This window comes from Streptomyces arenae (assembly GCF_022343545.1).
Taxonomy (GTDB): domain Bacteria; phylum Actinomycetota; class Actinomycetes; order Streptomycetales; family Streptomycetaceae; genus Streptomyces; species Streptomyces humi.
Genome location: NZ_JAKQYH010000064.1, coordinates 162,475 through 185,650, shown reverse-complemented (window position 1 = coordinate 185,650; position 23,176 = coordinate 162,475). Strand labels below are relative to the sequence as shown.

Annotated in this window: 19 protein-coding genes; 6 read left to right on the top strand and 13 right to left on the bottom strand. The window is 70.1% G+C overall.

Annotation, left to right across the window (positions count from 1 at the left end):
• Positions 1–1,260 carry an MFS transporter gene (locus MB828_RS28725; RefSeq protein WP_301650735.1) on the bottom strand — a complete coding sequence of 420 codons (1,260 nt, stop codon included), beginning with the start codon at positions 1,258–1,260 and terminating at the stop codon, positions 1–3.
• Positions 1,261–1,348: 88 nt separating this feature from the next.
• On the opposite strand from MB828_RS28725, the gene MB828_RS28720 reads away from it, so the two are divergent.
• A complete protein-coding gene (locus tag MB828_RS28720; protein ID WP_301650734.1) occupies positions 1,349–2,365 on the top strand; it encodes a LacI family DNA-binding transcriptional regulator in 1,017 nt (338 codons plus the stop codon).
• A 64-nt stretch (positions 2,366–2,429) separates the two neighbouring features.
• Here MB828_RS28720 and prcA read toward each other — a convergent pair whose 3' ends face one another.
• The 6 genes from prcA to arc form a co-directional block, all read right to left on the bottom strand.
• The gene (prcA, locus tag MB828_RS28715; RefSeq protein WP_133025868.1) at positions 2,430–3,179 is read right to left on the bottom strand and encodes a proteasome subunit alpha; all 750 of its coding nucleotides are present in this window, start codon (positions 3,177–3,179) and stop codon (positions 2,430–2,432) included.
• A gap of 71 nt (positions 3,180–3,250) precedes the next feature.
• On the bottom strand, positions 3,251–4,096 hold the full coding sequence (gene prcB / locus MB828_RS28710) for a proteasome subunit beta (RefSeq protein WP_133025867.1): 846 nt from the start codon (positions 4,094–4,096) through the stop codon (positions 3,251–3,253).
• On the bottom strand, positions 4,048–4,269 hold the full coding sequence (locus tag MB828_RS28705) for an endonuclease domain-containing protein (protein WP_430381444.1): 222 nt from the start codon (positions 4,267–4,269) through the stop codon (positions 4,048–4,050). The genes prcB and MB828_RS28705 overlap by 49 nt, the downstream gene beginning before the upstream one ends.
• A 163-nt stretch (positions 4,270–4,432) precedes the next feature.
• On the bottom strand, positions 4,433–4,651 hold the full coding sequence (locus MB828_RS28700; RefSeq protein ID WP_046726768.1) for a ubiquitin-like protein Pup: 219 nt from the start codon (positions 4,649–4,651) through the stop codon (positions 4,433–4,435).
• Positions 4,652–4,839: 188 nt separating this feature from the next.
• Positions 4,840–6,351, bottom strand: a complete 1,512-nt coding sequence (dop, locus tag MB828_RS28695) for a depupylase/deamidase Dop (RefSeq protein ID WP_343236212.1) — start codon at positions 6,349–6,351, stop codon at positions 4,840–4,842.
• A gap of 244 nt (positions 6,352–6,595) precedes the next feature.
• The gene (gene arc, locus MB828_RS28690; RefSeq protein WP_133025865.1) at positions 6,596–8,362 is read right to left on the bottom strand and encodes a proteasome ATPase; all 1,767 of its coding nucleotides are present in this window, start codon (positions 8,360–8,362) and stop codon (positions 6,596–6,598) included.
• Between the two features lie 534 nt (positions 8,363–8,896).
• Here arc and MB828_RS28685 point away from each other — a divergent pair.
• A complete protein-coding gene (locus tag MB828_RS28685) occupies positions 8,897–9,202 on the top strand; it encodes a ferredoxin (RefSeq protein ID WP_046734848.1) in 306 nt (101 codons plus the stop codon).
• Between the two features lie 79 nt (positions 9,203–9,281).
• Here MB828_RS28685 and MB828_RS28680 read toward each other — a convergent pair whose 3' ends face one another.
• The 3 genes from MB828_RS28680 to MB828_RS28670 form a co-directional block, all read right to left on the bottom strand.
• Positions 9,282–9,863 carry a hypothetical protein gene (locus tag MB828_RS28680; protein WP_301650733.1) on the bottom strand — a complete coding sequence of 194 codons (582 nt, stop codon included), beginning with the start codon at positions 9,861–9,863 and terminating at the stop codon, positions 9,282–9,284.
• A 178-nt stretch (positions 9,864–10,041) separates the two neighbouring features.
• Entirely contained in the window at positions 10,042–10,944 is a 903-nt protein-coding gene (locus MB828_RS28675) for a tRNA (adenine-N1)-methyltransferase (protein WP_089103073.1), read from the bottom strand.
• A gap of 161 nt (positions 10,945–11,105) precedes the next feature.
• On the bottom strand, positions 11,106–12,596 hold the full coding sequence (locus MB828_RS28670; protein ID WP_301650732.1) for a site-2 protease family protein: 1,491 nt from the start codon (positions 12,594–12,596) through the stop codon (positions 11,106–11,108).
• A gap of 131 nt (positions 12,597–12,727) precedes the next feature.
• On the opposite strand from MB828_RS28670, the gene MB828_RS28665 reads away from it, so the two are divergent.
• Positions 12,728–13,669, top strand: coding sequence for a RecB family exonuclease (locus tag MB828_RS28665; protein ID WP_430381443.1), 942 nt, complete (start codon positions 12,728–12,730; stop codon positions 13,667–13,669).
• 17 nt (positions 13,670–13,686) lie between these two features.
• Positions 13,687–14,358 (top strand): response regulator, encoded by a 672-nt coding sequence (locus MB828_RS28660; RefSeq protein ID WP_030608351.1) that lies wholly within the window; start codon positions 13,687–13,689, stop codon positions 14,356–14,358.
• A 74-nt stretch (positions 14,359–14,432) separates the two neighbouring features.
• On the opposite strand, the gene MB828_RS28655 is transcribed toward MB828_RS28660, so the two are convergent.
• The 3 genes from MB828_RS28655 to metH form a co-directional block, all read right to left on the bottom strand.
• Positions 14,433–16,037: an ABC transporter substrate-binding protein gene (locus MB828_RS28655; protein ID WP_301650731.1), complete on the bottom strand. Its 1,605-nt coding sequence runs from the start codon at positions 16,035–16,037 to the stop codon at positions 14,433–14,435.
• 422 nt (positions 16,038–16,459) lie between these two features.
• Positions 16,460–17,161: an HAD family hydrolase gene (locus MB828_RS28650; protein WP_301650730.1), complete on the bottom strand. Its 702-nt coding sequence runs from the start codon at positions 17,159–17,161 to the stop codon at positions 16,460–16,462.
• Positions 17,162–17,291: 130 nt separating this feature from the next.
• Positions 17,292–20,807 carry a methionine synthase gene (metH, locus tag MB828_RS28645; RefSeq protein ID WP_301650729.1) on the bottom strand — a complete coding sequence of 1,172 codons (3,516 nt, stop codon included), beginning with the start codon at positions 20,805–20,807 and terminating at the stop codon, positions 17,292–17,294.
• A 384-nt stretch (positions 20,808–21,191) separates the two neighbouring features.
• Between metH and MB828_RS28640 the strand changes: the two genes are divergently transcribed.
• Together MB828_RS28640 and MB828_RS28635 are read left to right on the top strand one after the other, a co-directional pair.
• Positions 21,192–21,956: an IclR family transcriptional regulator gene (locus tag MB828_RS28640; RefSeq protein WP_133025858.1), complete on the top strand. Its 765-nt coding sequence runs from the start codon at positions 21,192–21,194 to the stop codon at positions 21,954–21,956.
• A 378-nt stretch (positions 21,957–22,334) separates the two neighbouring features.
• Positions 22,335–23,129: an MIP/aquaporin family protein gene (locus tag MB828_RS28635; protein WP_301650728.1), complete on the top strand. Its 795-nt coding sequence runs from the start codon at positions 22,335–22,337 to the stop codon at positions 23,127–23,129.
• Positions 23,130–23,176 lie beyond the last annotated feature (47 nt).

Sequence of the window (23,176 nt, the reverse complement as noted above, 5' to 3'; positions counted from 1 at the left end):
TTACGCCCGATCCCCCGAGCTGAAACGGGGTTCGGCAGCACGATTTGGATCATTTTCCGAACCGGCCGCAACCACCGCGCCCCCACCGGGAGCTGCGAGGACCCGCCCCGTGACCGTCAGGACCAGCAACGACACACCTCCCGCCACCACCGGCAGCGCGAACCCCCGGAGCGCCCCGCCCGCCTCGACGACCGGCCCCGCGAGGCCCGTTCCCACCGACGAACCCACGGTGAACGTCGTCACGAGCCAGGAGAACGCCTCGGTGACCGTGCCGCTCGGCGCGTGCCGGTCCACCAGCACGAACGCGCACGCGATGGCCGGCGCCAGGAACACGCCGGCGAGCACCGTGAGCGCCACCATGGCCACCGCGCCGGGCATCAGCATCAGCGGCAGGTAACACACCGCCAGAAGCGCCACCAGGACCCGCAGTCGCCGGGCCGGCTCGCCCGGCCACTGCCGCGTCCCGTAGACCGTGCCCCCGAGCAGCGCGCCGAGTCCCAGGGCGGCCATCAGCCAGCCGTAGACCGCGTCACCGCCGTGGTCGTCGGCGTACGGCACCGACGCCACCGTGATGGAGCCCAGCGCCATGCCCACGAAGAAGAACGCGGCCAGCAGCGCCAGCAGCCCCCGGGAGCGCAGCGCCCCCAGCCAGTGCGCCTCGCGCGGCGCCGAACGCCACGTCCGCGACGGCGCGGAGACCACCACGGACAGCGCCCCCAGCACCCCCACCACGTTCACCACCAGCAGCGCCGCCTGCGCCGACCAGAGCGACACGCACAACGTCACCAGCAACGGCCCGACCGTGAACATGACTTCCTGGGCCACCGCGTCCATCGCGTACGCCGTGTGCACGCGCTCCTCGCCACCGAGCACCTGCGGCCACAGCGCCCGCAGCCCGCCCTCCAGGGGCGGGGTGAACAGCCCGGCCGCCGCGACGGCCGCGTAGGCGAGCGGCAGCGGCCCGGTGCCCGCGAAGGCGAACCCGGCCATCGCGAGCGCCGACGCGAGGGCGGCGGGCAACTGGACGCGCGGCTGCCCGTACAGGTCCACCAGCCGCCCGAGCACCGGCTGACCCACCGCGTTCGCCACGCCGTAGACCGCCGCCAGCGCCCCGGCGAGGCTGTACGTGCCGCCCTGCGCCCGCACGAACAGCACGATCGCGAGGGCCGCGGTCGCGTTCGGCAACCGCCCCACCAGCGTCCCCGTCAGCAGCCGGGCCGCGTGCCTCGCCCTGAGGATCTCCAGGTACCCCGCGGCCATGACCCGCCTCCAAGTTTTACGTATAACGTCTTCGCCCATACGTACCATGTGCGCTGTTCGCACGTCCAGACGAAGGAGCGCACCCCCGGTGGCACGCAGCAGTACGCGCCCCACGAGCCGCGACGTCGCCCAGGCCGCCGGCGTCTCCCAGGCCGCCGTCTCCCTGGTGCTCGGCGACAAGTGGCGCGGCCGCGTCTCCGAGACCACCGCCGAACGGGTCCGCGAGGCCGCCCGCGACCTCGGCTACCGCCCCAACCTGGCCGCCCGCAACCTCCGCCTCGGCCGCACCCGCACCGTGCTCCTCGTCGTCCCCGCGCTCACCACCGAGTTCTTCGCGGGCGTCTACACCGGCGCCGCCCGGGTGGCCGCCGAGCACGGCTTCGGAGTCGTCCTCTACCCCTCCCCCGAGGGCATCGGCCCGGCCCGCGACCCCTTCGCCTCCGCCCAGGCCGCCCTCGACGGCGTCATCGCCTCCTCCATGGCCGCCGACGCCCTCACCGCGATCCGCGGCGACCAGCTGCCCCTGGTCATGCTCGACAGCGATCCGGCGGGCAGCCTCGGCGCCGCCACGGTGAACCTGGACATCGCCGACGGCGTGCGCCAGGTGGCCGAGCACCTGCTGGGCCTCGGCCACCGGCGCTTCCTGCACCTCGCCGCGGACATCGCCTCCTGGACCTTCGAGGTGCGCGCCCGGGAACTGGCGGCGCACACGGCCCGGGTCCCGGATGCCACCGTGGAGACCGTCCGCGCGCCCATCTCCATCGAAGGGGCGCTGGCCGCCACCGAGGCCGCCCTCGCCGCTCCCGGCCCCCACCCCACCGCCCTCGTCTGCGACGACGACAAGCTCGCCGCCGGCGCCTACAAGGCCCTGCGCCGCCTCGGCCTGCGCGTCCCCGACGACATCTCCGTCACCGGCCTCGACGACCTCGCGCTCGCCACCGCCATCGACCCCGAGCTCACCACCGTGCGGCTCGACGCGGAGCGCTTCGGCGAACACGGCATGCGCGCCCTCCTGGCGGTCCTGGAAGGCCGCGCGCCCGAAGCCGGGGACATCCCCGTGGAACTCGTCGTACGAGGCTCCACAGCGCCCCCACGGGACTCCTGACACACGGCCGCGCCCCGCCCGGGGACTCCCGGACGGGGCGCGGAGCGCGAAACGGTTCGGAGGGCTACTCGACGTCCCCGCCGGACTCCTCCGCCTCGGCGGCCGTCGCCGGGCCCGCGGCCTCCAGCAGCCGGGACAGCTGCGGGCCGACGATCCGCTTGAACTTGCGCTGCTGCGGACGCGTACGGTCCAGGACCGCCACCTCCAGACGCTCGGCGGGGATCTCCCGCTGCGTGCCGTTCGACTCGCGCGACAGCGCCGTCACGGCCAGCTTCAGGGCCTCCGCGAGGGTCATGCCCTCCCGGTGCTCACGGTCCAGGTAGCTGCTGATCTGCTCCGCGTTGCCACCGACGGCCACCGAACCGTGTTCGTCCACGATGGAACCGTCGTGCGGCAGCCGGTAGATCTGGTCGCCCTCCGGGGTCTCCCCGACCTCGGCCACGACCAGCTCCACCTCGTACGGCTTCTCGGCCGCCGACGAGAAGATCGTGCCCAGCGTCTGCGCGTACACGTTGGCGAGGCCACGCGCCGTCACGTCGTCACGGTCATAGGTGTAGCCACGCAGATCCGCGTACCGCACGCCGCCGATCCGCAGGTTCTCGTACTCGTTGTACTTGCCGGCGGCCGCGAAGCCGATCCGGTCGTAGATCTCGCTGAACTTGTGCAGCGCGCGGGACGGGTTCTCACCGACGAACACGATGCCGTCGGCGAACTGGAGCACCACCAGACTGCGACCGCGCGCGATGCCCTTGCGGGCGTACTCGGCACGGTCCGCCATGGCCTGCTGAGGTGAGACATAGAACGGCGTCGACACCGGTATCCGTCCCCTTCCTTAGGGTTCCGTCGAAGTCACTGGGATCACCTTCACAACAAGCGCCGAGCGCCTCAGAGCAGCGCCGCGCGCGGGCCGTCCGGCTCCTCCAGACGGCGCGCCAGCACGGCACGGGACAGCTCGGAGGCCTCGTCCTCGGTGAGCCGGCGGAAGCCGTCCTCGGTGATCACGGTGATGATCGGGTAGATCCGGCGGGCGACATCGGGACCACCCGTCGCCGAGTCGTCGTCAGCCGCGTCGTACAGGGCCTGTACGACCAGTGTGGTCGCCTGCTCCTCGGACAGGTCGTCGCGGAACAGTTTCTTCATCGCACCGCGCGCGAAGACCGAGCCGGAGCCCGTCGCCGCGAAGTTGTGCTCCTCGGAACGGCCGCCCGTCACGTCGTACGAGAAGATGCGGCCCTTGGCCCGGTCCACGTCGAACCCGGCGAACAGCGGGACGACGGCCAGTCCCTGCATGGCCATGCCGAGGTTGGAGCGGATCATCGTCGACAGGCGGTTCGCCTTGCCCTCCAGGGACAGCTGGGCACCCTCGACCTTTTCGAAGTGCTCCAGCTCCAGCTGGAAGAGCTTCACCATCTCCACGGCGAGACCGGCGGTGCCGGCGATGCCGACGGCCGAGTACTCGTCGGCCGGGAAAACCTTCTCGATGTCGCGCTGGGCGATCACGTTGCCCATGGTGGCCCGGCGGTCACCGGCCAGGACGACGCCCCCGGGGAAGGTGACCGCGACGATCGTCGTCCCGTGCGGCGCCTCGATCACGCCCTGCGTGGGCGGCAGCTGCCGCTTGCCGGGCAGCAGCTCCGGCTGGTGCTCGCCGAGAAAGTCCATGAACGAGGAGGACCCAGGCGTCAGGAAGGCAGCTGGCAGACGCCCGGTGCTACGAGTGTTGGCTTCCACAAGTTTCCTTCCGGATAGGCAGCGGCCCGGCGAGCGGCGTCGGGCTTGTCCCTCAGTGTGCCGATGGCCGAGTTGCGGTTGGAGCACAGTACGTCTCGGACCCTACCCGCCCTGTGGCGGTGATCCACATGAACGGGCGAGGCATCCAAGCGGATCGCACCGGGTCCGCACACGGCCCCCGGCGAGTGCGCCTTCCCCGGCTTCCCGGCCAGGTCGCACCCGTGACCACGAAGGCTGCGCGCGGCTCTGCTCCCCGCACCGCGCGCAGCGCTTCGCACCCGTCTTCCCCCGACACCCCGGTTCTTCGCTCGCCCTTCGAATCGAAGGGGAAGGGGCTTACTGACCACCCTTTTGAACGAAGGACCGCACGAAGTCCTCCGCGTTCTCCTCGAGCACGTCGTCGATCTCGTCGAGCACCGAGTCGACGTCGTCGCTCAGCTTCTCGTGCCGCTCCTTGAGGTCCTCGGAAGCCTGCGCCTCCGGCGCCTGCTCCTCGACCTCCTCGGTGGAGTGCGTCGCCTTCTGCTGCCCGCCGCCGGTGTCCTTGGTTGCCATAACCCTCACCCCGCTCAGTTCGCCCGACATGGTCGACAGGTCGGCTTTCCTGCCGATCGGTGATGATCAGACCCTACAAGCCGGATCCGACATCGGCCCCGCAGTTTCTCCAACGTACGGGGGCCATCTCGATGATTCCCGGGCGGCGGGACTTTGACCCGTCCGCCCGGTACGGCCCGTGGGCCCGCTCAGCCGCCGGAGAGGACCCTGACCAGGTCTTCTGCGGTGCGACAGCGGTCCAGGAGCTCCTTGACGTGATTTCGCGTTCCGCGTAGCGGTTCCAGGGTTGGGACGCGCTGGAGGGAGTCGCGGCCGGGGAGGTCGAAGATGACCGAGTCCCAGCTGGCCGCGGCCACGTCGTCGGCGTACTGCTCGAGGCAGCGGCCCCGGAAGTAGGCCCTGGTGTCCTCGGGCGGGTTCGTACGGGCCCGCTCGACGTCGGTCTCCGCCAGGAGGCGCTTGATGCGGCCCCGGGCCGCGAGGCGGTTGTAGAGGCCCTTCTCGGCGCGCACGTCGGCGTACTGGAGGTCGAGGAGGTGGAGCTTGGCGGCGTCCCAGTCGAGTTCGTCGCGGCGCCGGTAGCCCTCCATGAGCTCCTTCTTGGCCACCCAGTCGAGCTCCCCGGCGAGGCTCATGGGGTCGTTCTCCAGGCGGTTCAGGGTGTCCTCCCAGCGGGCGAGGACGTCCTTGGTCTGCTCGTCCGCGTCGGCGCCGTAACGCTCCTCCACGTACTTGCGCGAGAGCTCGTAGTACTCCATCTGCAGCTGGACGGCGGTGAGCGTGCGTCCGCTGCGCAGGGTGACGAGACGCTTGAGCGTCGGGTCGTGGGAGACCTGGTGCAGCGTCCGTACCGGCTGGTCGACCGCCAGGTCCACCGCGATGAAGCCCTCCTCGATCATGGAGAGGACCAGGGCCGTGGTGCCGAGCTTCAGGTAGGTCGAGATCTCCGACAGGTTCGCGTCACCGATGATCACGTGCAGCCGGCGGTACTTCTCGGCGTCCGCGTGCGGCTCGTCGCGGGTGTTGATGATCGGGCGCTTGAGCGTGGTCTCCAAGCCCACCTCGACCTCGAAGTAGTCCGCGCGCTGGCTGAGCTGGAACCCGTGCTCGTGGCCGTCCTGGCCGATGCCGACGCGGCCGGCGCCGGTGACGACCTGCCGGGAGACGAAGAAGGGCGTGAGGTGGCGCACGATGTCCGAGAACGGGGTCTCCCGCTTCATCAGGTAGTTCTCGTGCGTGCCGTAGCTGGCGCCCTTGTTGTCGGTGTTGTTCTTGTAGAGGTGGATGGGCTGGGCGCCGGGGAGCTGGGCGGCCCGCTCGGCGGCCTCGGCCATGATGCGTTCGCCGGCCTTGTCCCAGAGGACGGCGTCGCGGGGGTTGGTGACCTCGGGGGCGCTGTACTCCGGGTGCGCGTGGTCGACGTAGAGGCGGGCGCCGTTGGTGAGGATGACGTTGGCGAGGCCGATGTCCTCGTCGGTGAGCTGGCTGGCGTCGGCGGCCTCGCGGGCGAGGTCGAAGCCTCGGGCGTCCCGCAGCGGGTTCTCCTCCTCGAAGTCCCAGCGGGCTCGTCGGGCCCGGTGCATCGCCGCCGCGTAGGCGTTGACGATCTGGGATGAGGTGAGCATGGCATTGGCGTTGGGGTGGCCGGGCACGGAGATGCCGTACTCCGTCTCGATGCCCATTACTCGCCGTACGGTCATGCGGCCCTCCTTGCCCGGCGGAGCCCTCGGTCGTGGGCTGCGCTCGCGTACCGCTGGCGCTCCGGTGCGTGTGCGGTGCCCGACCCCGCACTGCGCGATTCGGCGGTAGGAAAGAGCCTAGAACGCCTTTGCGCTGGTGGGGAGATCATTTGCGTCATTGCCTTGCTCGCCTCGGTTCCGGTTTTGGCCGGAAAAACAGTGGGCTGCGGGTACCCGGTGAGGGCACCCGCAGCCGCCCTGTGTTTTACAGGTACTGCCCGGTGTTCGCCACCGTGTCGATGGAGCGCCCGGTGTCGGCACCCTGCTTTCCGGTGATGAGGGTACGGATGTAGACGATCCGTTCGCCCTTCTTTCCGGAGATCCGGGCCCAGTCGTCGGGGTTCGTGGTGTTGGGCAGGTCCTCGTTCTCCTTGAACTCGTCCACGCAGGCCTGGAGGAGGTGGGAGACGCGGAGACCCTTCTGGTTGTGGTCGAGGAAGTCCTTGATCGCCATTTTCTTGGCACGGCCGACGATGTTCTCGATCATCGCGCCCGAGTTGAAGTCCTTGAAGTAGAGGACTTCCTTGTCGCCGTTGGCGTAGGTGACTTCCAGGAAGCGGTTCTCCTCGGATTCGGCGTACATGTGTTCCACGGCCGTCTGGATCATGCTCTCGACGGTGGTGGCCTTGCTGCCGCCGTGCTCTCCGAGGTCGTCGGAGTGCAGCGGGAGCCGCTCGGTGAGGTACTTGCCGAAGATGTCCTTGGCGGCCTCGGCGTCGGGACGCTCGATCTTGATCTTCACGTCGAGCCGGCCGGGGCGCAGGATCGCGGGGTCGATCATGTCCTCACGGTTGGAGGCACCGATGACGACCACGTTCTGCAGACCCTCGACACCGTCGATCTCGGCGAGCAGCTGCGGGACGATCGTGTTCTCGACGTCCGAGCTGACCCCGGAGCCACGGGTACGGAAGAGGGACTCCATCTCGTCGAAGAAGACGATGACGGGGGTGCCCTCGCTGGCCTTCTCCCGGGCACGCTGGAAGACGAGGCGGATCTGCCGCTCGGTCTCGCCGACGTACTTGTTCAGGAGCTCGGGGCCCTTGATGTTGAGGAAGAAGCTCTTGCCCGCGGCCTGGCCGGTGACCTCGGCGACCTTCTTGGCCAGCGAGTTGGCGACGGCCTTGGCGATGAGCGTCTTGCCGCATCCGGGCGGCCCGTAGAGCAGGACGCCCTTGGGCGGACGCAGTTCGTGCTCCTTGAACAGGTCCGGGTAGAGGTAGGGGAGCTCGACGGCGTCGCGGATGGCCTCGATCTGGCCGCCGAGGCCGCCGATCTGCTCGTAACCGATGTCGGGCACTTCTTCGAGGACGAGTTCCTCGACCTCGCTCTTGGGCACGATCTCGTAGACGTAGCCGGAGCGCGGCTCCAGGAGCAGGGCGTCGCCGGGGCGGATGTTCACGTCCAGCAGCGGCTCGGCGAGCCGCACCACCCGCTCCTCGTCGGTGTGACCGAGCACCAGGGCCCGCTCGCCGTCCTCGAGGATCTCCTTGAGGGTGACGATGTCACCGACGCGCTCGTACTCCATGGCCTCGACCACGTTGAGCGCTTCGTTGAGCATGACTTCCTGGCCGCGCCTGAGGTCGTCCAGGTCGACGCTCGGGCTGACGTTCACCCGCAGCTTGCGGCCGCCGGTGAAGATGTCGGCGGTGCCGTCCTCGATGGCCTGCAGGAAGACACCGAAGCCGGCCGGCGGCTGTGCGAGTCGGTCGACCTCCTCCTTGAGGGCCACGATCTGGTCGCGGGCCTCGCGGAGGGTGTTCGCGAGTCGTTCGTTCTGGGCGGACACGCCGGCCAGGTTTGTCTGCAGCTCGACGATCCGCTCTTCGAGAATCCTCGTGTGTCGCGGAGAGTCGGCGAGCTTGCGTCGCAGGACGGCGATCTCCTGCTCAAGGTAGGCGATCTGCCCGGACGGGTCGTCGGACCCTCGTCCCGGGCGGATGCCGCGGTTCATGTCGTCGTCGTGGGCTGCCACGGTCCTCACCTCCTCCAAGGGGAGCTGGACGCTTCCAGACCCTACCTGGGTGGGTGTCGATTGAAACCCCTAGATCACAAAGACTGTCAAGGTGTGTCGTCGGTCACCCGTTGCGTTCTTGCTCGTGCGGGGTGGATACCCACTCAACGCGATTCAGAAGCGGCGTGTTCCGGGTCTGGAGCGGTCAAAACCCTTCGTGACTGACCGGAGTTGTCCACTCAGGTGCCGGTTCAGGTGTTGTGCCCCGGTGACGCGTTCCTTACACAGAGCAACCGCACAGGTGGTGCGGGTGATCGCGGGCGGTGGCGGTGGGTTGGCTCAAGTCGATCGGTCCGGTGGCCGAGCGCCGTCGTCCCGCGTGGCGGCACGCGCCGTGTGCGCGGGCGCGGGGGTGTTCCGGGTGCGCCTGGGGAGGAGCGCGGGGCGGGGGTGGGGGTACCGGGCGCGGAGGTAGGGTCGAGAGCGTTCAACATCCGCCGGTGCGGGTCCGGGTGGTCCCCGGGCCGGTCGCCCGGCGCTTCGACGGCAGGAGAGATGACCGTGCAGCAGGAGGCCCTGGCCGACGGTGAGGCGCTGGAGGTCTGGATCGACCAGGATCTGTGTACGGGCGACGGGATCTGCGCCCAGTACGCCCCGGAGGTGTTCGAGCTGGACATCGACGGCCTGGCCTATGTGAAGGGCCCGGACGAGGAACTGCTGCAGGCGAAGGGGGCGACGGTCCCGGTGCCGCTGCCGCTGCTCACGGACGTGGTGGACTCGGCAAAGGAGTGTCCGGGCGAGTGCATCCACGTACGCCGGGTCGCGGACCGGGTCGAGGTGTTCGGGCCGGACGCGGAGTGACTTTCCGGCCACCCCGCGTGCGGCGGGCCCGTACCGGGGCGGCCGTCGGACGTCACCCGGGCCCGCGCCGGGGTGGCCGTCAGACGTCGCCGGTGGCCGCGGGGGTGGAGCGGATGAACGCGTGGCCGTTCCAGTGCCAGCCGGCCCGGGTCTTCACGTCCGGGCAGCAACTGGGCACGTTGTCCGAGGAGTAGCCGAGCAGCGTCGCGGTGACCTTCCCCGCGGCCAGGGCGAAGTCGGTCACCGTGTACCGGTCCTTGGGGTCGACGAGGGTGGCGACGACGCGCGGCGCGGTGGCGCCGGCGGCCTGGGTGAGGACGTACACGCCGTCGGGCGGGGTGCCCATGGCCGAGTCGCAGTGGACCACCGCCACGGTCTCCGGTCTGCCGTCGCCGTCGAGGTCGCCGGTGGCCTTCTTGACGACCAGCTCCTTCACCGGGCCGCAGTCGAGGGGGAAGTCCACGCCGGTGGTACTGGGCGGCGCGGCGGCCGCGGGGGCGGGTTTCGTCCCGGTCCCGGCCTCGGGCTGGGCGGCTTTGGCCGAGCCCGGCTGGAAGAGGGACGACAGCGCCACCACGCCGGCCACCGCGGCGGCGGTGGCGAGCCAGTGCATGGGGCGGGTGTCGGTGTGAGCGAGCTCCGGGACCACGGATTGCTGCACTAGGAGTGTCTCCTGCGAGGCCTGTGCCGGTGGGGAATGGCTCGCATGGTGCCACACGTCACAGTGGGTGGGAACGGCGGGGTGTGCTTCTTCCATGGGCGGCGGCAACGCGTGAGCGCCGCCGCCGAGTTCCGGAAGGCTCCGGGGAACTCGGCGGCGGCGCTCCTACGTTGGTGTGTCAGCGGCCGGCGCCGCCGTCGGCGTTGGGGCCGTCGTAGTCCTCACCGTAGGCGCCCTTGGCGGGGCGGCGGCGGCGCATGGGCGGTTCCACGCCGTCGGCGAGGCGGCGCGCGGTGAGCAGGAAGCCGGTGTGGCCGATCATCCGGTGGTCGGGTCGGACCGCGAGGCCTTCCACGTGCCAGTTGCGGATCATCGTCTCCCAGGAGGTCGGCTCGTTGAAGCAGCCGATCTCGCGGATGGACTCGACGGTCCGGGCCAGCTGGGTCGTGGTGGCGACGTAGCAGCAGAGGATGCCGCCGGGGACGAGCGCCTTGGAGACGGCCTCGAGGCACTCCCAGGGGGCGAGCATGTCGAGGATGACCCGGTCGACGTCGGTGTCCGACAGGTTGTCCTGGAGGTCGCCGACGGTCAGCTGCCAGGCGGGGTGGGGGCCGCCGAAGTAGCGTTCCACGTTCTGCTGGGCGATCTCGGCGAAGTCCGCCCGGCGTTCGTAGCTGTGCAGCATGCCCTGGTCGCCGATGGCGCGCAGCAGGAAGCTGCTGAGCGAGCCGGAGCCGACGCCGGCTTCGACGACGCGGGCGCCGGGGAAGATGTCGGCGAAGGAGAGGATCTGCCCCGCGTCCTTCGGGTAGACGACGGCTGCCCCGCGGGGCATGGACAGGACGTAGTCGGGGAGCAGGGGGCGCAGCGCGAGGTAGGCGACGTTGCCGGTGGTGCGGACAACGCTGCCCTCGGGAGCGCCGATCAGTTCGTCGTGCGGGAAGGAGCCCTTGTGGGTGTGGAAGTTCTTCCCGGCTTCGAGCGTGAACGTGTAGTGGCGACCCTTGGGGTCGGTCAGCTGTACCTGGTCCCCGACCTTGAAGGGCCCGCGCCTGCGGGCGGCACCGGTCGGTTCGGACATGTGAACAGCCTACCGGGCCCTGCGGGCGGCTCGGACCAACGAAGGGAGCCTTCCGTCGTGGCAGCAGTGCGGGTGCGTTGTGGTTGCTCGCGCAGTCCTCCCCCAGCCTTCGGCCGGGGGTACCCCCACCGCCCCTACGGGGCGCTGTCGGGGCGGACGCTTCAGGACGGCCTTGCCATTGCCCTGACGAAGGCGCGTTCGACGTCGGCCGCCGACAGGACGCCGTAGATCTCGCCGGTCTCCTCGACCACCAGGTATTCGGTGGCCGGGGTCGCGCGCAGGACGTCCAGGAGGTCCTCGCCCGCGAGCTCCGCCGAGACACGCATGCCGTCCGTGAGTTCCTGGGCCACGCCGCTGACGGCGACCCAGGGGCGGCGGTGCTCGGGGACGCCGACGATGGCGGCCTCGCGGACCAGGGAGAGGGGGTTGCCGTCCGCGTCCACGACGACCAGCGCGCGGGCGCCGGCGGCGTTGGCCCGGCGCAGGGCCTCGGAGAGGGGCGTGTCGGTCTCCACCGGGACGGCGCGCCGGGTCAGGGTGCGGGCGCGCAGCTCGGGGAGGTGTTCGCGCAGCCGGGCCATGCGCAGGCTGTTGCCCGCGCCGGTCCAGATGATCGCGGCGAGGATGGCCGCGAGCAGGGCGTCGGTGATGGCGTCCATGCCGCTGCTGTCGTCGGTGCCGCCGCCGAAGGCGCCCCAGTGGTTGAGCAGCGGCAGGCCGATGAGGACGGAGACGGCGAGGGCGCGGCCGACCCAGGCGGCGGCGACGGTGCCGCTCATGGGCCTGCCGGTGATCTTCCAGACGACGGCGCGGAGCATCCGGCCGCCGTCGAGCGGGAGGCCGGGCAGCAGGTTGAAGGCGGCCACGATGAGGTTGGAGACCATGAGGCCGGCCAGCAGGACGCCGGGGACGGTGCCGGGTTCCACGGGCTGCATGGCGAGGTAGAAGACGCCGGCGAGGACCAGGGAGAGCAGCGGGCCGACGAAGGCCAGCACGAACTCGCGTCCGGGGGTCTCGGCCTCCTTCTCGATCTCGGAGACCCCGCCGAAGAACTGGAGCTGGATGCGGCGCACCGGGAGTTTGAAGCGGATCGCGGCGACCGTGTGGGCGAGTTCGTGGATCAGGACGGAGGCGTAGAAGGCGACCGCGAAGAACAGGGAGACGAGGTAGCGGGCGGCGCCGAGTTCGGGCAGCACGCGGTCGAGCTGGCCGCCGAAGACCCAGGTGATCAGGGCGGCGACGAGGAACCAGCTGGGGGCGACGTACACGGGGACGCCGAAGGGACGGCCCATGAGGAGTCCACCGCCGGGCTCCTTGGGGCGCTGGGGCGGCTGTCCCTTGGCGATGCCGGAGTGGGCGTGGCCGCGCTCGCCTTCGCCCGGGACGCCGCCGGGAGCATCCGTGCGGGTCTCGGCGGGTGTGGCGGGGGTCTCGGCGGGTGCCGCGGCCGGCTCGGCGGTGGGGCGGTGGGCCGTGTCCTCGTGATCACCGCCGCTCTCCGGCGCGGCCTGCCCGGCGGGCGGTTCACCCCGGGTGGAGGCGTCGGTGGGGGCCGGGCCTCCGCCTTCGGCCGGGGCCACAGGACCCGCGGGGTGCTCGGCCGGCTCGGCGTCGTCCGACCGGGGCTGCCCGCTCCCGCCGCTCACGTCCACGGTGTCCCCTCGTTAGATGCGGTCCGTCTCTGGTCGATGGTATGCGGCCGTCGCGACGCGTTCCCCCTCGGCACCCCCTGTGCCCGCGCGGGTTGGGTGACTGTCAGTGGCGGGCCGTAGGGTCTGTGGTCATGGACAGCAGCATCGAGGACGCCGCGCGGGCGCGGGGCGCGGACGTCGCGCCGGGGGAAGAGCCGGTCACGGCGGCGGAGGTGGCGCAGGCGAGGCCGCCCGCCTCGCTGTCGCCGTCGAGGGCGGGCGACTTCATGCAGTGTCCGTTGCTGTACCGGTTCCGGGTGATCGACCGGCTGCCGGAGAAGCCGAGCGAGGCGGCGACCCGGGGGACGCTGGTGCACGCGGTCCTGGAGCGGCTCTTCGACGCGCCGGCGGCGGAGCGGACGGCGCCGCGGGCCAAGTCGCTGATCCCCGGGCAGTGGGACCGGCTGCGGGAGAGCAGGCCTGAGGTGGGTGAGCTGTTCGCGGACGATCCCGAGGGCGAGCGGCTGGCGCGCTGGCTGGGTGAGGCGGAGCGGCTCGTGGAGCGCTGGTTCACGCTGGAGGACCCGTCCCGTCTGGAGCCGGTGGAGCGGGAGCTCTTCGTGGAGACCGAGCTGGAGTCGGGCCTGCGGCTGCGCGGCATCATCGACCGGGTGGACGTGGCGGCGACGGGCGAGGTGCGGATCGTCGACTACAAGACCGGGAAGGCGCCCAGACCGGAGTACGCGGAGGGCGCGCTGTTCCAGATGAAGTTCTACGCGCTGGTGGTGTGGCGGCTGAAGAACGTGGTGCCGAGGCGGCTCCAGCTGGTCTACCTGGGCAGCGGTGACGTGCTGACGTACGACCCGGTGCCCGCCGATCTGGAGCGGGTGGAGCGCAAGCTGCTCGCGTTGTGGGAGGCGATCCGGCAGGCCACGGAGTCGGGTGAGTGGCGGCCGCGTCCGACGAAGCTGTGCGGCTGGTGCGACCACCAGGCGCACTGCCCGGAGTTCGGCGGCACTCCCCCGCCGTATCCGCTGCCGGTCAGGTCGGCCGAGTCCGGGGACCTCGCGCAGGGCAGAATGGGCGCGGACTGAGCAGAAGGAGACTCACCGTGGCCATCCGTGTCCTACTGGTCGACGACCAGCCGCTGCTGCGTACCGGGTTCCGGATGATTCTGGAGGCCGAGCAGGACATCGCGGTCGTGGGCGAGGCCGGCGACGGCCTGCAGGCTCTCGACCAGGTGCGGGCTCTCCAGCCGGACGTCGTGCTGATGGACATCCGGATGCCGCGGATGGACGGCGTGGAGGCGACCCGGCAGATCACCGGGCCGGGCCGGGACGGCCCGGCGAAGGTACTGGTGCTGACCACGTTCGACCTGGACGAGTACGTGGTGGAGGCGCTGCGCGCGGGCGCCAGCGGCTTCCTGCTGAAGGACGCCCCGGCGAACGAACTGGTGCAGGCGATCCGGGTGGTGGCGAACGGCGAGGCGATGCTGGCGCCGAGCATCACGCGCCGGCTGCTGGACAAGTACGCGACGCACCTGCCGTCGGGCGAGGAGCCGGTGCCGGACACCCTGCACACGCTCACCGACCGTGAGGTGGAGGTGCTGAAGCTGGTCGCGCGCGGGCTGTCGAACGCGGAGATCGCCGCGGACCTGTTCGTCAGCGAGACCACGGTGAAGACCCATGTGGGCCATGTGCTGACCAAGCTCGGGCTGCGGGACCGGGTGCAGGCGGCCGTGTACGCGTACGAGAGCGGTCTGGTGCGCCCCGGCGCGCAGTAGGCGGGTGTACGACGCGAAGGGCGCCCCTCTCCCACCGGAGAGGGGCGCCCTTCGCGTCGTACCGGGGCCTGGCGTCAGCTGCTGGCGCCGCGGCTGAGCTCCCACAGCTGGAGGCTGGCGGAGGAGTTGATGGCGTAGGCGACGCCCGTGATGTCGTCGCGGGCGGCGACGTACTGCTTGCCCTGCCACAGCGGGAGCACCGGGACGTCGTCGGCGACGGCGTCCTGGATGGTGGTGAGGCTGCCGGTGGCGCTGGCCCGGTCGGCCTCACGGCGGGACTCGGGGATCAGGGTGTTGATGATCTTGTTGTTGACGTAGGGCGACTTGAGGAAGTTGTCCTTGTCGAGGAACGGCGCGAGGAAGTTGTCGGCGTCCGGGAAGTCGGGGAACCAGCCCATGCCGTAGACGTCGTACTCGCCCTTGCGCTCGGCCGTCTGGTACTTGGCCCAGGGCGTGCCCTCGATGCTGACGTCGAACAGGCCGCTGCCGTTGAGCTGCTGCTTGAGGACCTCGAACTCCTGCTTGGTGGCCGGGCCGTAGTGGTCGGTCGTGTAGTGCAGGGTCAGCTTCACCGGGGTGGTGATGTTGGCCGCGGTCAGCAGGGCCTTGGCCTTGGAGACGCTGGGGTCGCCGTACTTGTTGAAGAACGAGTTGGAGTGCCCGGTGATGGAGGCCGGGACCAGCGAGTACAGCGGCTCGGCCTGGGAGCCGTACACCTTGGAGACGAGGGCGGCGCGGTCGATGAGCTGGGCCATGGCCTCACGGACGGCCTTGGACTTGACCGTGGGCGCGTTGGTGTTGAAGCCGAGGTAGCGGATCTCGAGACCGGCCATCGAGACCAGGTCCACGTTGGAGTCGCCGCCGGCGTCGAGCTTGCTGATCTGCGCGGGCGACATGGTGCGGGTCATCACGTCGATGTCGCCGCTGTCGATCGCCTTGCCCATGGCGTCCGCGTCGTCGAACGAGCGCAGCACGACCTGCTCGTTCTTCACCGTCAGGCTGCCCTTGTAGTTGGGGTTCTTGGTGAAGGTGGCGGAGACGATCGAGTCGTCCTTGACGTCGGCCTTGAAGGTGTACGGGCCGGAGCCGTCGATGTCGAAGCCGTCGCGCAGCTTGTCCTTCTCGTAGTCCTTCGGGTTCACGATGCCCGCGACCGGGGTGGAGAGCTTGAACGGGAAGGTGGCGTCCGCGGTCTTCAGGTGGAAGATGATCTCGCGGTCGCCCTGGGTCTCGATGGTGTCGATGTTCGAGAGGAGGGCGAAGACACCGCTGTCGGCCTTGATGCGCAGGGCGCGCTCCATGGACCACTTGACGTCGGCGGCGGTCACGTCGTTGCCGTCGGAGAACTTCAGGCCCTCGCGCAGCTTGCAGGCGTAGCGCTCACTGCCGCTGTCGGTGAACGAGCAGCTCTCGGCCGCGTCCGGGACCGGGTCGCCCTCGCCCTTGGGCTGGGACATGAGGGTCTGCACGGTCTGGCGCAGGATGTTCCAGCCGCCGACGTCGTAGGAGTAGGCGGGGTCGACCGGCGCCGGGGCGTCCTTCGTGGCGGTGAACCGGTCGGTGGTGCCCACGACGATTGCGTCGTTGCTGCTGCTCCCGGTGCCGGATCCACCACACGCGGCGAGAACCGGAGTGAGCAGTCCGACCACGGCCGGCAGCACCAAAGTCTTGCGGTTCATGCTCGAAGTTCTCCAGAGCTGTTTCGAGTCCGTGTATCCGACAAACAGGGGTGTCGAAGCGGATCACGGGGGTAACGGCGATGTTCTCGCGACGAGATTAGTCCGCGCCCGCACGAGGGTTCGCAGGAGCGTGAGTTGAGGTCCCATCACGCAGCGGAACCGGGTGCGGACAGACCGAAAACCCGACAGCGGCAGGATTAGTGCAGCCTCTCCCCAATCGGGACACAAGGTCACCCCGATTCCCCCCGAACGGGGGTGGGCTGCACATTCGGGCAACGTTGTCGAGCCTCGCGCACGTGGTGAACGTCACAGGACTCGATCGCCGGGGCAGGTACTGGAATTCAGCCGGTCGAACACTTGCGAATTCCGTTGAGCGACTGCCGCCGGGATTTCGCGCATTGGTTTGCACGCTGGGTGAACGGCTAGCGCATATGCGTCATCAGCCCGCGCAGAAAGGCCAGGTCGACCTCCTCCAGGGAAGCGACCACGGTGCGCCGCTCGGCCGGGGTGATCGGCGCGACGGAGGGCACGGCGACCACCTGGCAGCCGGCCGCCTCGGCGGCCGCGACGCCGGTCGCGGTGTCCTCGACGACCGCGCATCTGGCCGGATCCACTCCCAGGCCCGCGGCGGCGAGGAGGTAGGGGTCCGGGTAGGGCTTGGTGCGCGAGACCTCGTCGCCGGCGACGGACAGGGTGAAGTGCTGCGGGCCCAGCACGGTCAGGACGCGGTCGATGATGCGCCGGTGCGAGGCGGAGACCAGGGCGGTCGGGATCTGCTGTTCGTAGAGTTCCGCGAGCAGGCGCTGGGCGCCCGGCATCAGCGGCAGGGCGGCGCCGATGCGCTCCTCGAAGCCGTCGTTGAGCAGCACGCTGAGCTCGGCGAGCGTGATGGCCGCGCCGGTGGCCTCGATGAGGAAACCGGCGCTGCGGGTCATGGGGCCGCCGACCACGACATGGCGCCAGGAGTCGTCGAGGGCGTGGCCGAGGCGGGCGAAGATCTCGACCTCGACGTCCCACCAGAAGCCCTCGGTGTCCACCAGGGTGCCGTCCATGTCGAGGAGAACCGCTTGCAGGGCCGAGCCTTCGGCCGTACGGGTTCCGAGCGCGGGGACCGTACTGGTCATCCGGGCGCACCTCCTTGAGGGACGAGCAGGCCGGTTCCCATGCGGGGAACCGGCCTGCTGTGGACCGACCAGTGTACGACTTATCCGATCAGTGTGCTCTGTGGGACACGTCTCGGAACCGGCGTACCGCTCAGCGCGCGTTGAAGTACTTCGCCTCCGGGTGGTGGATCACGATCGCGTCCGTGGACTGCTCGGGGTGCAGCTGGAACTCCTCGGACAGGTGGACACCGATGCGCTCCGGCTGGAGCAGGTCGGCGATCTTGGCGCGGTCCTCCAGGTCGGGGCAGGCGCCGTAGCCGAGGGAGAAGCGGGCGCCCCGGTACTTCAGGGCGAACATGTCCTCGACGTCGGCGGGGTCCTCGCCGGCGAAACCGAGTTCGGAACGCACCCGCGCGTGCCAGTACTCGGCGAGGGCCTCGGCCAGCTGGACGGACAGGCCGTGCAGTTCGAGGTAGTCGCGGTAGGCGTTGGCCTCGAACAGCTTGGCGGTCTGCTCGCCGATGCGGGAGCCGACGGTGACGACCTGGAGGCCGACCACGTCCGTCTCCCCCGACTCCTCCGGGCGGAAGAAGTCGGCGAGGCAGAGCCGGCGGCCGCGGCGCTGGCGCGGGAAGGTGAACCGGGTGCGTTCGTTGCCGCGGTCGTCCAGGATGATCAGGTCGTCGTCCTTGGAGACGCACGGGAAGTAGCCGTAAACCACGGCCGCCTCCAGCAGGTTCTCCGTCTGGAGCCGGTCGAGGAGCCCGCGCAGCCGGGGCCGCCCCTCGGTCTCGACGAGTTCCTCGTACGACGGTCCCTCGCCGGTGCGGGCCTGCTTGAGACCCCACTGGCCCTTGAAGAGGGCGCCCTCGTCGAGCCAGCCGGCGTACTCCTTGAGCTGGATGCCCTTGATGACGCGGGTGTCCCAGAACGGCGGGGTGGGCACCGGGTTGTCGACGGCGACGTCGGAGCGGACATGGCCCTCCTCGGGCCGCTCCTCGACCTCGACGGCGGCGGTCTGCCGGACCCGGCGCTGCTTCAGCTCGGGCAGGACGGCGCCGGGCACACCGCGCTTGACGCCGATGAGGGCGTCCATCAGGCGCAGGCCCTCGAAGGCGTCGCGGGCGTAGCGGACCTCGCCCTCGTAGAGTTCGTGCAGGTCCTGCTCGACGTAGGCGCGGGTGAGGGCGGCGCCACCGAGGATGACCGGGTAACTGGCGGCGAGGCCGCGCTGGTTGAGCTCCTCCAGGTTCTCCTTCATGATCACCGTGGACTTGACCAGCAGACCCGACATGCCGATGACGTCGGCGCGGTGCTCGTCGGCGGCCTCCAGGATCGCGGAGACGGGCTGCTTGATGCCCAGATTGACGACGTTGTAGCCGTTGTTGGACAGGATGATGTCGACGAGGTTCTTGCCGATGTCGTGGACGTCGCCGCGGACGGTGGCCAGCACGATGGTGCCCTTGCCCTCGGTGTCCGACTTCTCCATGTGCGGTTCGAGGTGGGCGACGGCGGCCTTCATGACCTCGGCGGACTGCAGGACGAACGGCAGCTGCATCTGGCCGGAGCCGAACAGCTCGCCGACCACCTTCATGCCGTCGAGCAGGGTCTCGTTGACGATGTCCAGGGCCGCGCGGGTCTCCAGGGCCTCGTCGAGGTCGGCTTCCAGGCCGTTGCGCTCGCCGTCGATGATGCGGCGCTTGAGGCGCTCCTCCAGCGGGAGGGCGGCCAGTTCCTCGGCCCTGCCGGCCTTGAGGGACTTGGCGGTGGCGCCCTCGAAGAGCTGCATGAGCTTCTGGAGCGGGTCGTAGCCCTCGGAGCGGCGGTCGTGGATGAGGTCGAGGGCGGTCCGCACCTCCTCCTCGGTGAAGCGGGCGATCGGGAGGATCTTGCTGGCGTGCACGATCGCCGAGTCCAGGCCCGCCTTGACGCATTCGTCGAGAAAGACGGAGTTCAGCAGGATGCGGGCGGCCGGGTTGAGGCCGAAGGAGATGTTGGACAGGCCCAGGGTGGTCTGGACGTCCGGGTGGCGGCGCTTGAGCTCGCGGATCGCCTCGATGGTGGCGATGCCGTCCTTGCGGGACTCCTCCTGACCGGTGCAGATGGTGAAGGTCAGGGTGTCGATGAGGATGTCGGACTCGTGGATGCCCCAGTTCCCGGTGAGGTCGTCGATCAGCCGTTCGGCGATCTCGACCTTCTTCTCCGGGGTACGGGCCTGGCCCTCCTCGTCGATGGTCAGCGCGATGAGCGCGGCGCCGTGCTCGCGGGCGAGCTTGGTGACCTTCGCGAACCGGGACTCGGGGCCGTCGCCGTCCTCGTAGTTGACGGAGTTGATGACCGCGCGGCCGCCGAGCTTCTCCAGGCCGGCCTGGATGACGTCGACCTCGGTGGAGTCGAGGACGATCGGCAGGGTGGAGGCGGTGGCGAAGCGGCCGGCCAGCTCCTCCATGTCGGCGACGCCGTCGCGGCCGACGTAGTCCACGCAGAGGTCCAGCATGTGAGCGCCCTCGCGGATCTGCTCGCGGGCCATCTCCACGCAGTCGTCCCAGCGGGCCGCGAGCATGGCCTCGCGGAACTTCTTGGAGCCGTTGGCGTTGGTGCGCTCGCCGATGGCCAGGTACGAGGTGTCCTGGCGGAACGGGACCGTCTGGTAGAGGGAGGCGGCGCCGGGCTCGGGGCGCGGGCTGCGCTCGGGCGGGGTGACGTCCTGGACCCGCTCGACGACCTGGCGCAGGTGCTCGGGGGTGGTGCCGCAGCAGCCGCCGATGAGCGAGAGGCCGTAGTCGCGGACGAAGTTCTCCTGGGCGTCGGCCAGGCCCTCGGGTCCGAGCGGGAAGTGCGCGCCGTCCTTGGTGAGGACCGGCAGGCCGGCGTTCGGCATGCACAGCAGCGGGATCCGGGAGTGCCGGGTGAGGTAGCGCAGGTGCTCGCTCATCTCGGCGGGGCCGGTCGAACAGTTCAGGCCGATCATGTCGATGCCCAGCGGCTCCAGCGCGGTCAGCGCGGCGCCGATCTCGGAGCCGAGCAGCATGGTGCCGGTGGTCTCGAAGGCCATGGAGACCAGAAGGGGGACGTCGACGCCCAGGGCGTCCATGGCGCGGCGGGCGCCGAGCACGGAGGACTTGGTCTGGAGGAGGTCCTGGGTGGTCTCGACGATCAGGGCGTCGGCGCCGCCGGCGAGCAGGCCCTCGGCGTTCTGCTGGAAGCCGTCCCGGATGGTGACGTACGGGACGTGGCCGAGGGTGGGCAGCTTGGTGCCGGGGCCGATGGAGCCGAGCACCCAGCGCGGGCGGCCGTCCCGGGCGGTGAAGTCGTCGGCGGTCTCGCGGGCGATGCGGGCGCCGGCCTCGGACAGCTCGTGGACGCGCTCGGGGATGTCGTACTCCGCCATGGCGGAGTGGTTGGCCCCGAACGTGTTGGTCTCGACGCAGTCGACGCCGACGGCGAAGTACGCCTCGTGGACCGAGCGGACGATGTCGGGGCGGGTCAGGTTCAGGATCTCGTTGCAGCCTTCCAGCTGCTGGAAGTCCTCGAGTGTGGGGTCCTGCGCCTGGAGCATGGTGCCCATGGCCCCGTCGGCGACCACCACACGGCTGGCGAGCGCTTCTCGGAGCGCGGACACCCGGGTCCGGCTGTCGGCGGAAGGGGACGTTGGCGACGAGGCCATGAAGGGGCTCCCTTGGATGCGACGGCTGTCGGCTATGCGGTCTTCACCGGGCTCACCCGGGTGCGGACGCACGGCGCCAGCGTAACCGGGAGTGGGCTTGGATGGGCAGGGCGTCCATGTGGCGGACGAGTGAGGCGGGCGCCGACCAGGGACGTATGGCCCGGTGAGGGCGGATCATGCACGGGTCCGGCAGGCCTGCCCGGACCCGTCACGGAGTGGTCACGGGTGGGCCGGCGAGGTGGCCGGTCCGCCACGTGTGATGTAACAGGTGTCGACCAACCATTGGCGGCGAGTCGACATCGACCGGTAGTGTTCGGCATTGCCGAACGCCGGTTACGGCGGTCGTGACGGTGAGTTCCACCGGGGACGGAGGCAGGAACGGCGATGGCACGGAACATCCAGTCGCTCGAACGGGCGGCGGCGATGCTGCGGCTGCTGGCGGGCGGCGAGCGACGGCTCGGTCTGTCGGACATCGCCTCGTCACTGGGTCTCGCCAAGGGCACCGCCCACGGCATACTGCGCACCCTCCAGCTGGAGGGGTTCGTGGAGCAGGACGAGGCCTCGGGGCGCTACCAGCTGGGCGCGGAACTGCTCCGGCTCGGCACCACCTACCTGGACGTGCACGAGCTGCGGGCGCGGGCCCTGGTGTGGACGGACGACCTGGCCCGCTCCAGCGGCGAGAGCGTCTACCTGGGCGTCCTGCACCAGCAGGGCGTGCTGATCGTGCACCACGTCTTCCGGCCGGACGACAGCCGGCAGGTGCTGGAGATCGGGGCGATGCAGCCGCTGCACTCCACGGCGCTGGGGAAGGTGCTGTCGGCCTACGACCCGGTGGCGCACAGCGAGGCCCTGGAGGCCGACCGCAAACCCTTCACCGACCGCACGACCTGTGAGCTGGACGCCTTCGAGAACATCCTCGACATCACGCGCGCGCGTGGGTACGCGGCCGACGTGGAGGAGACCTGGGAGGGCGTGGCCTCGGTCGCGGCGCCCATCCATGACCGGCGGCGGATGCCGGTGGGTGCGGTGGGCATCACGGGTGCCGTGGAACGGCTGTGCCGTGACGGGGAGTTGACGCCCGAGCTGATCGCGGCGGTGCGGGACTGCGCCCGCGCGGTGTCGCGGGACCTGGGCGCGGGGCGGTTCTGACCGCGCGCCGCTGAACGTCGTACGAGGCCGGTTCGCCTGTCGGTGGACCGGCCTCAGTCGTACCCTGAAATGGACAAAGCAGGGTAAACCCGCAGTTCAGTGGGGTTTTCGCAGCACATCCGGCCGGGCGGACCCGACAAAGATCGATAACTCACAGCAATCAATAACGATCGCGCTTTCGACAACAGAACTCTTGACGCACGCGTGACGCCGGGGCGAGACTCCCGTCCATCGGTCGGCATTGTCGAACACCTACCGGCAATACGCGCTAGAGTGTGACAACGCCAAGGACCGGATTCGCTCTCACCCCCGAGGGCGCCAACACCCCGAAGGGACTCGGGGTTCGGCTTCCCTGGACGAAGGACAAAGGAGTCGCGGGTGTCCAGCTCCGACATCTTCATCGGCGAGACCATCGGTACCGCCATACTCATCCTGCTCGGCGGCGGTGTCTGCGCCGCCGTCACCCTCAAGGCCTCCAAGGCCCGCAACGCCGGCTGGCTCGCCATCGCCTTCGGTTGGGGCTTCGCCGTCCTGACGGCCGTCTACATCTCCGGACCGCTGTCCGGTGCCCACCTCAACCCGGCCGTCACCGTCGCTCTCGCCATCAAGAACAGCGACTGGAGCAACGTCCCGGTCTACTTCGCCGGACAGCTGCTCGGCGCGATGATCGGTGCCGCTCTGGTGTGGGTCGCCTACTACGGCCAGTTCCACGCGCACCTCACCGACAAGGAGATCGTCGGCGGCCCGGGCGCGCAGGCCACCACGGCCAAGGCCGTCGAGGCCCAGGAGAAGGGCGCGGGACCGGTCCTCGGCATCTTCTCCACCGGCCCGGAGATCCGGAACGCGGTGCAGAACCTCGCCACGGAGATCATCGGCACCGTGGTGCTGATCCTCGCGGTCCTCACGCAGGGCCTCAATGACAAGGGCAACGGCCTCGGTGTGCTCGGCGGCCTGATCACCGCCCTCGTGGTCGTCTCGATCGGTCTGTCGCTCGGCGGTCCGACGGGTTACGCCATCAACCCGGCCCGTGACCTCGGTCCCCGTATCGTGCACGCGCTCCTCCCCCTGCCCAACAAGGGCGGTTCCGACTGGAGCTACGCCTGGATCCCGGTGGTCGGTCCCCTGATCGGCGGAGCCATCGCGGCAGGCATCTACAACGTCGCCTTCGCTTAACACACAGGCTCGCGCCGTACCGCCTGTCCACCACGGATCTTCGAGGA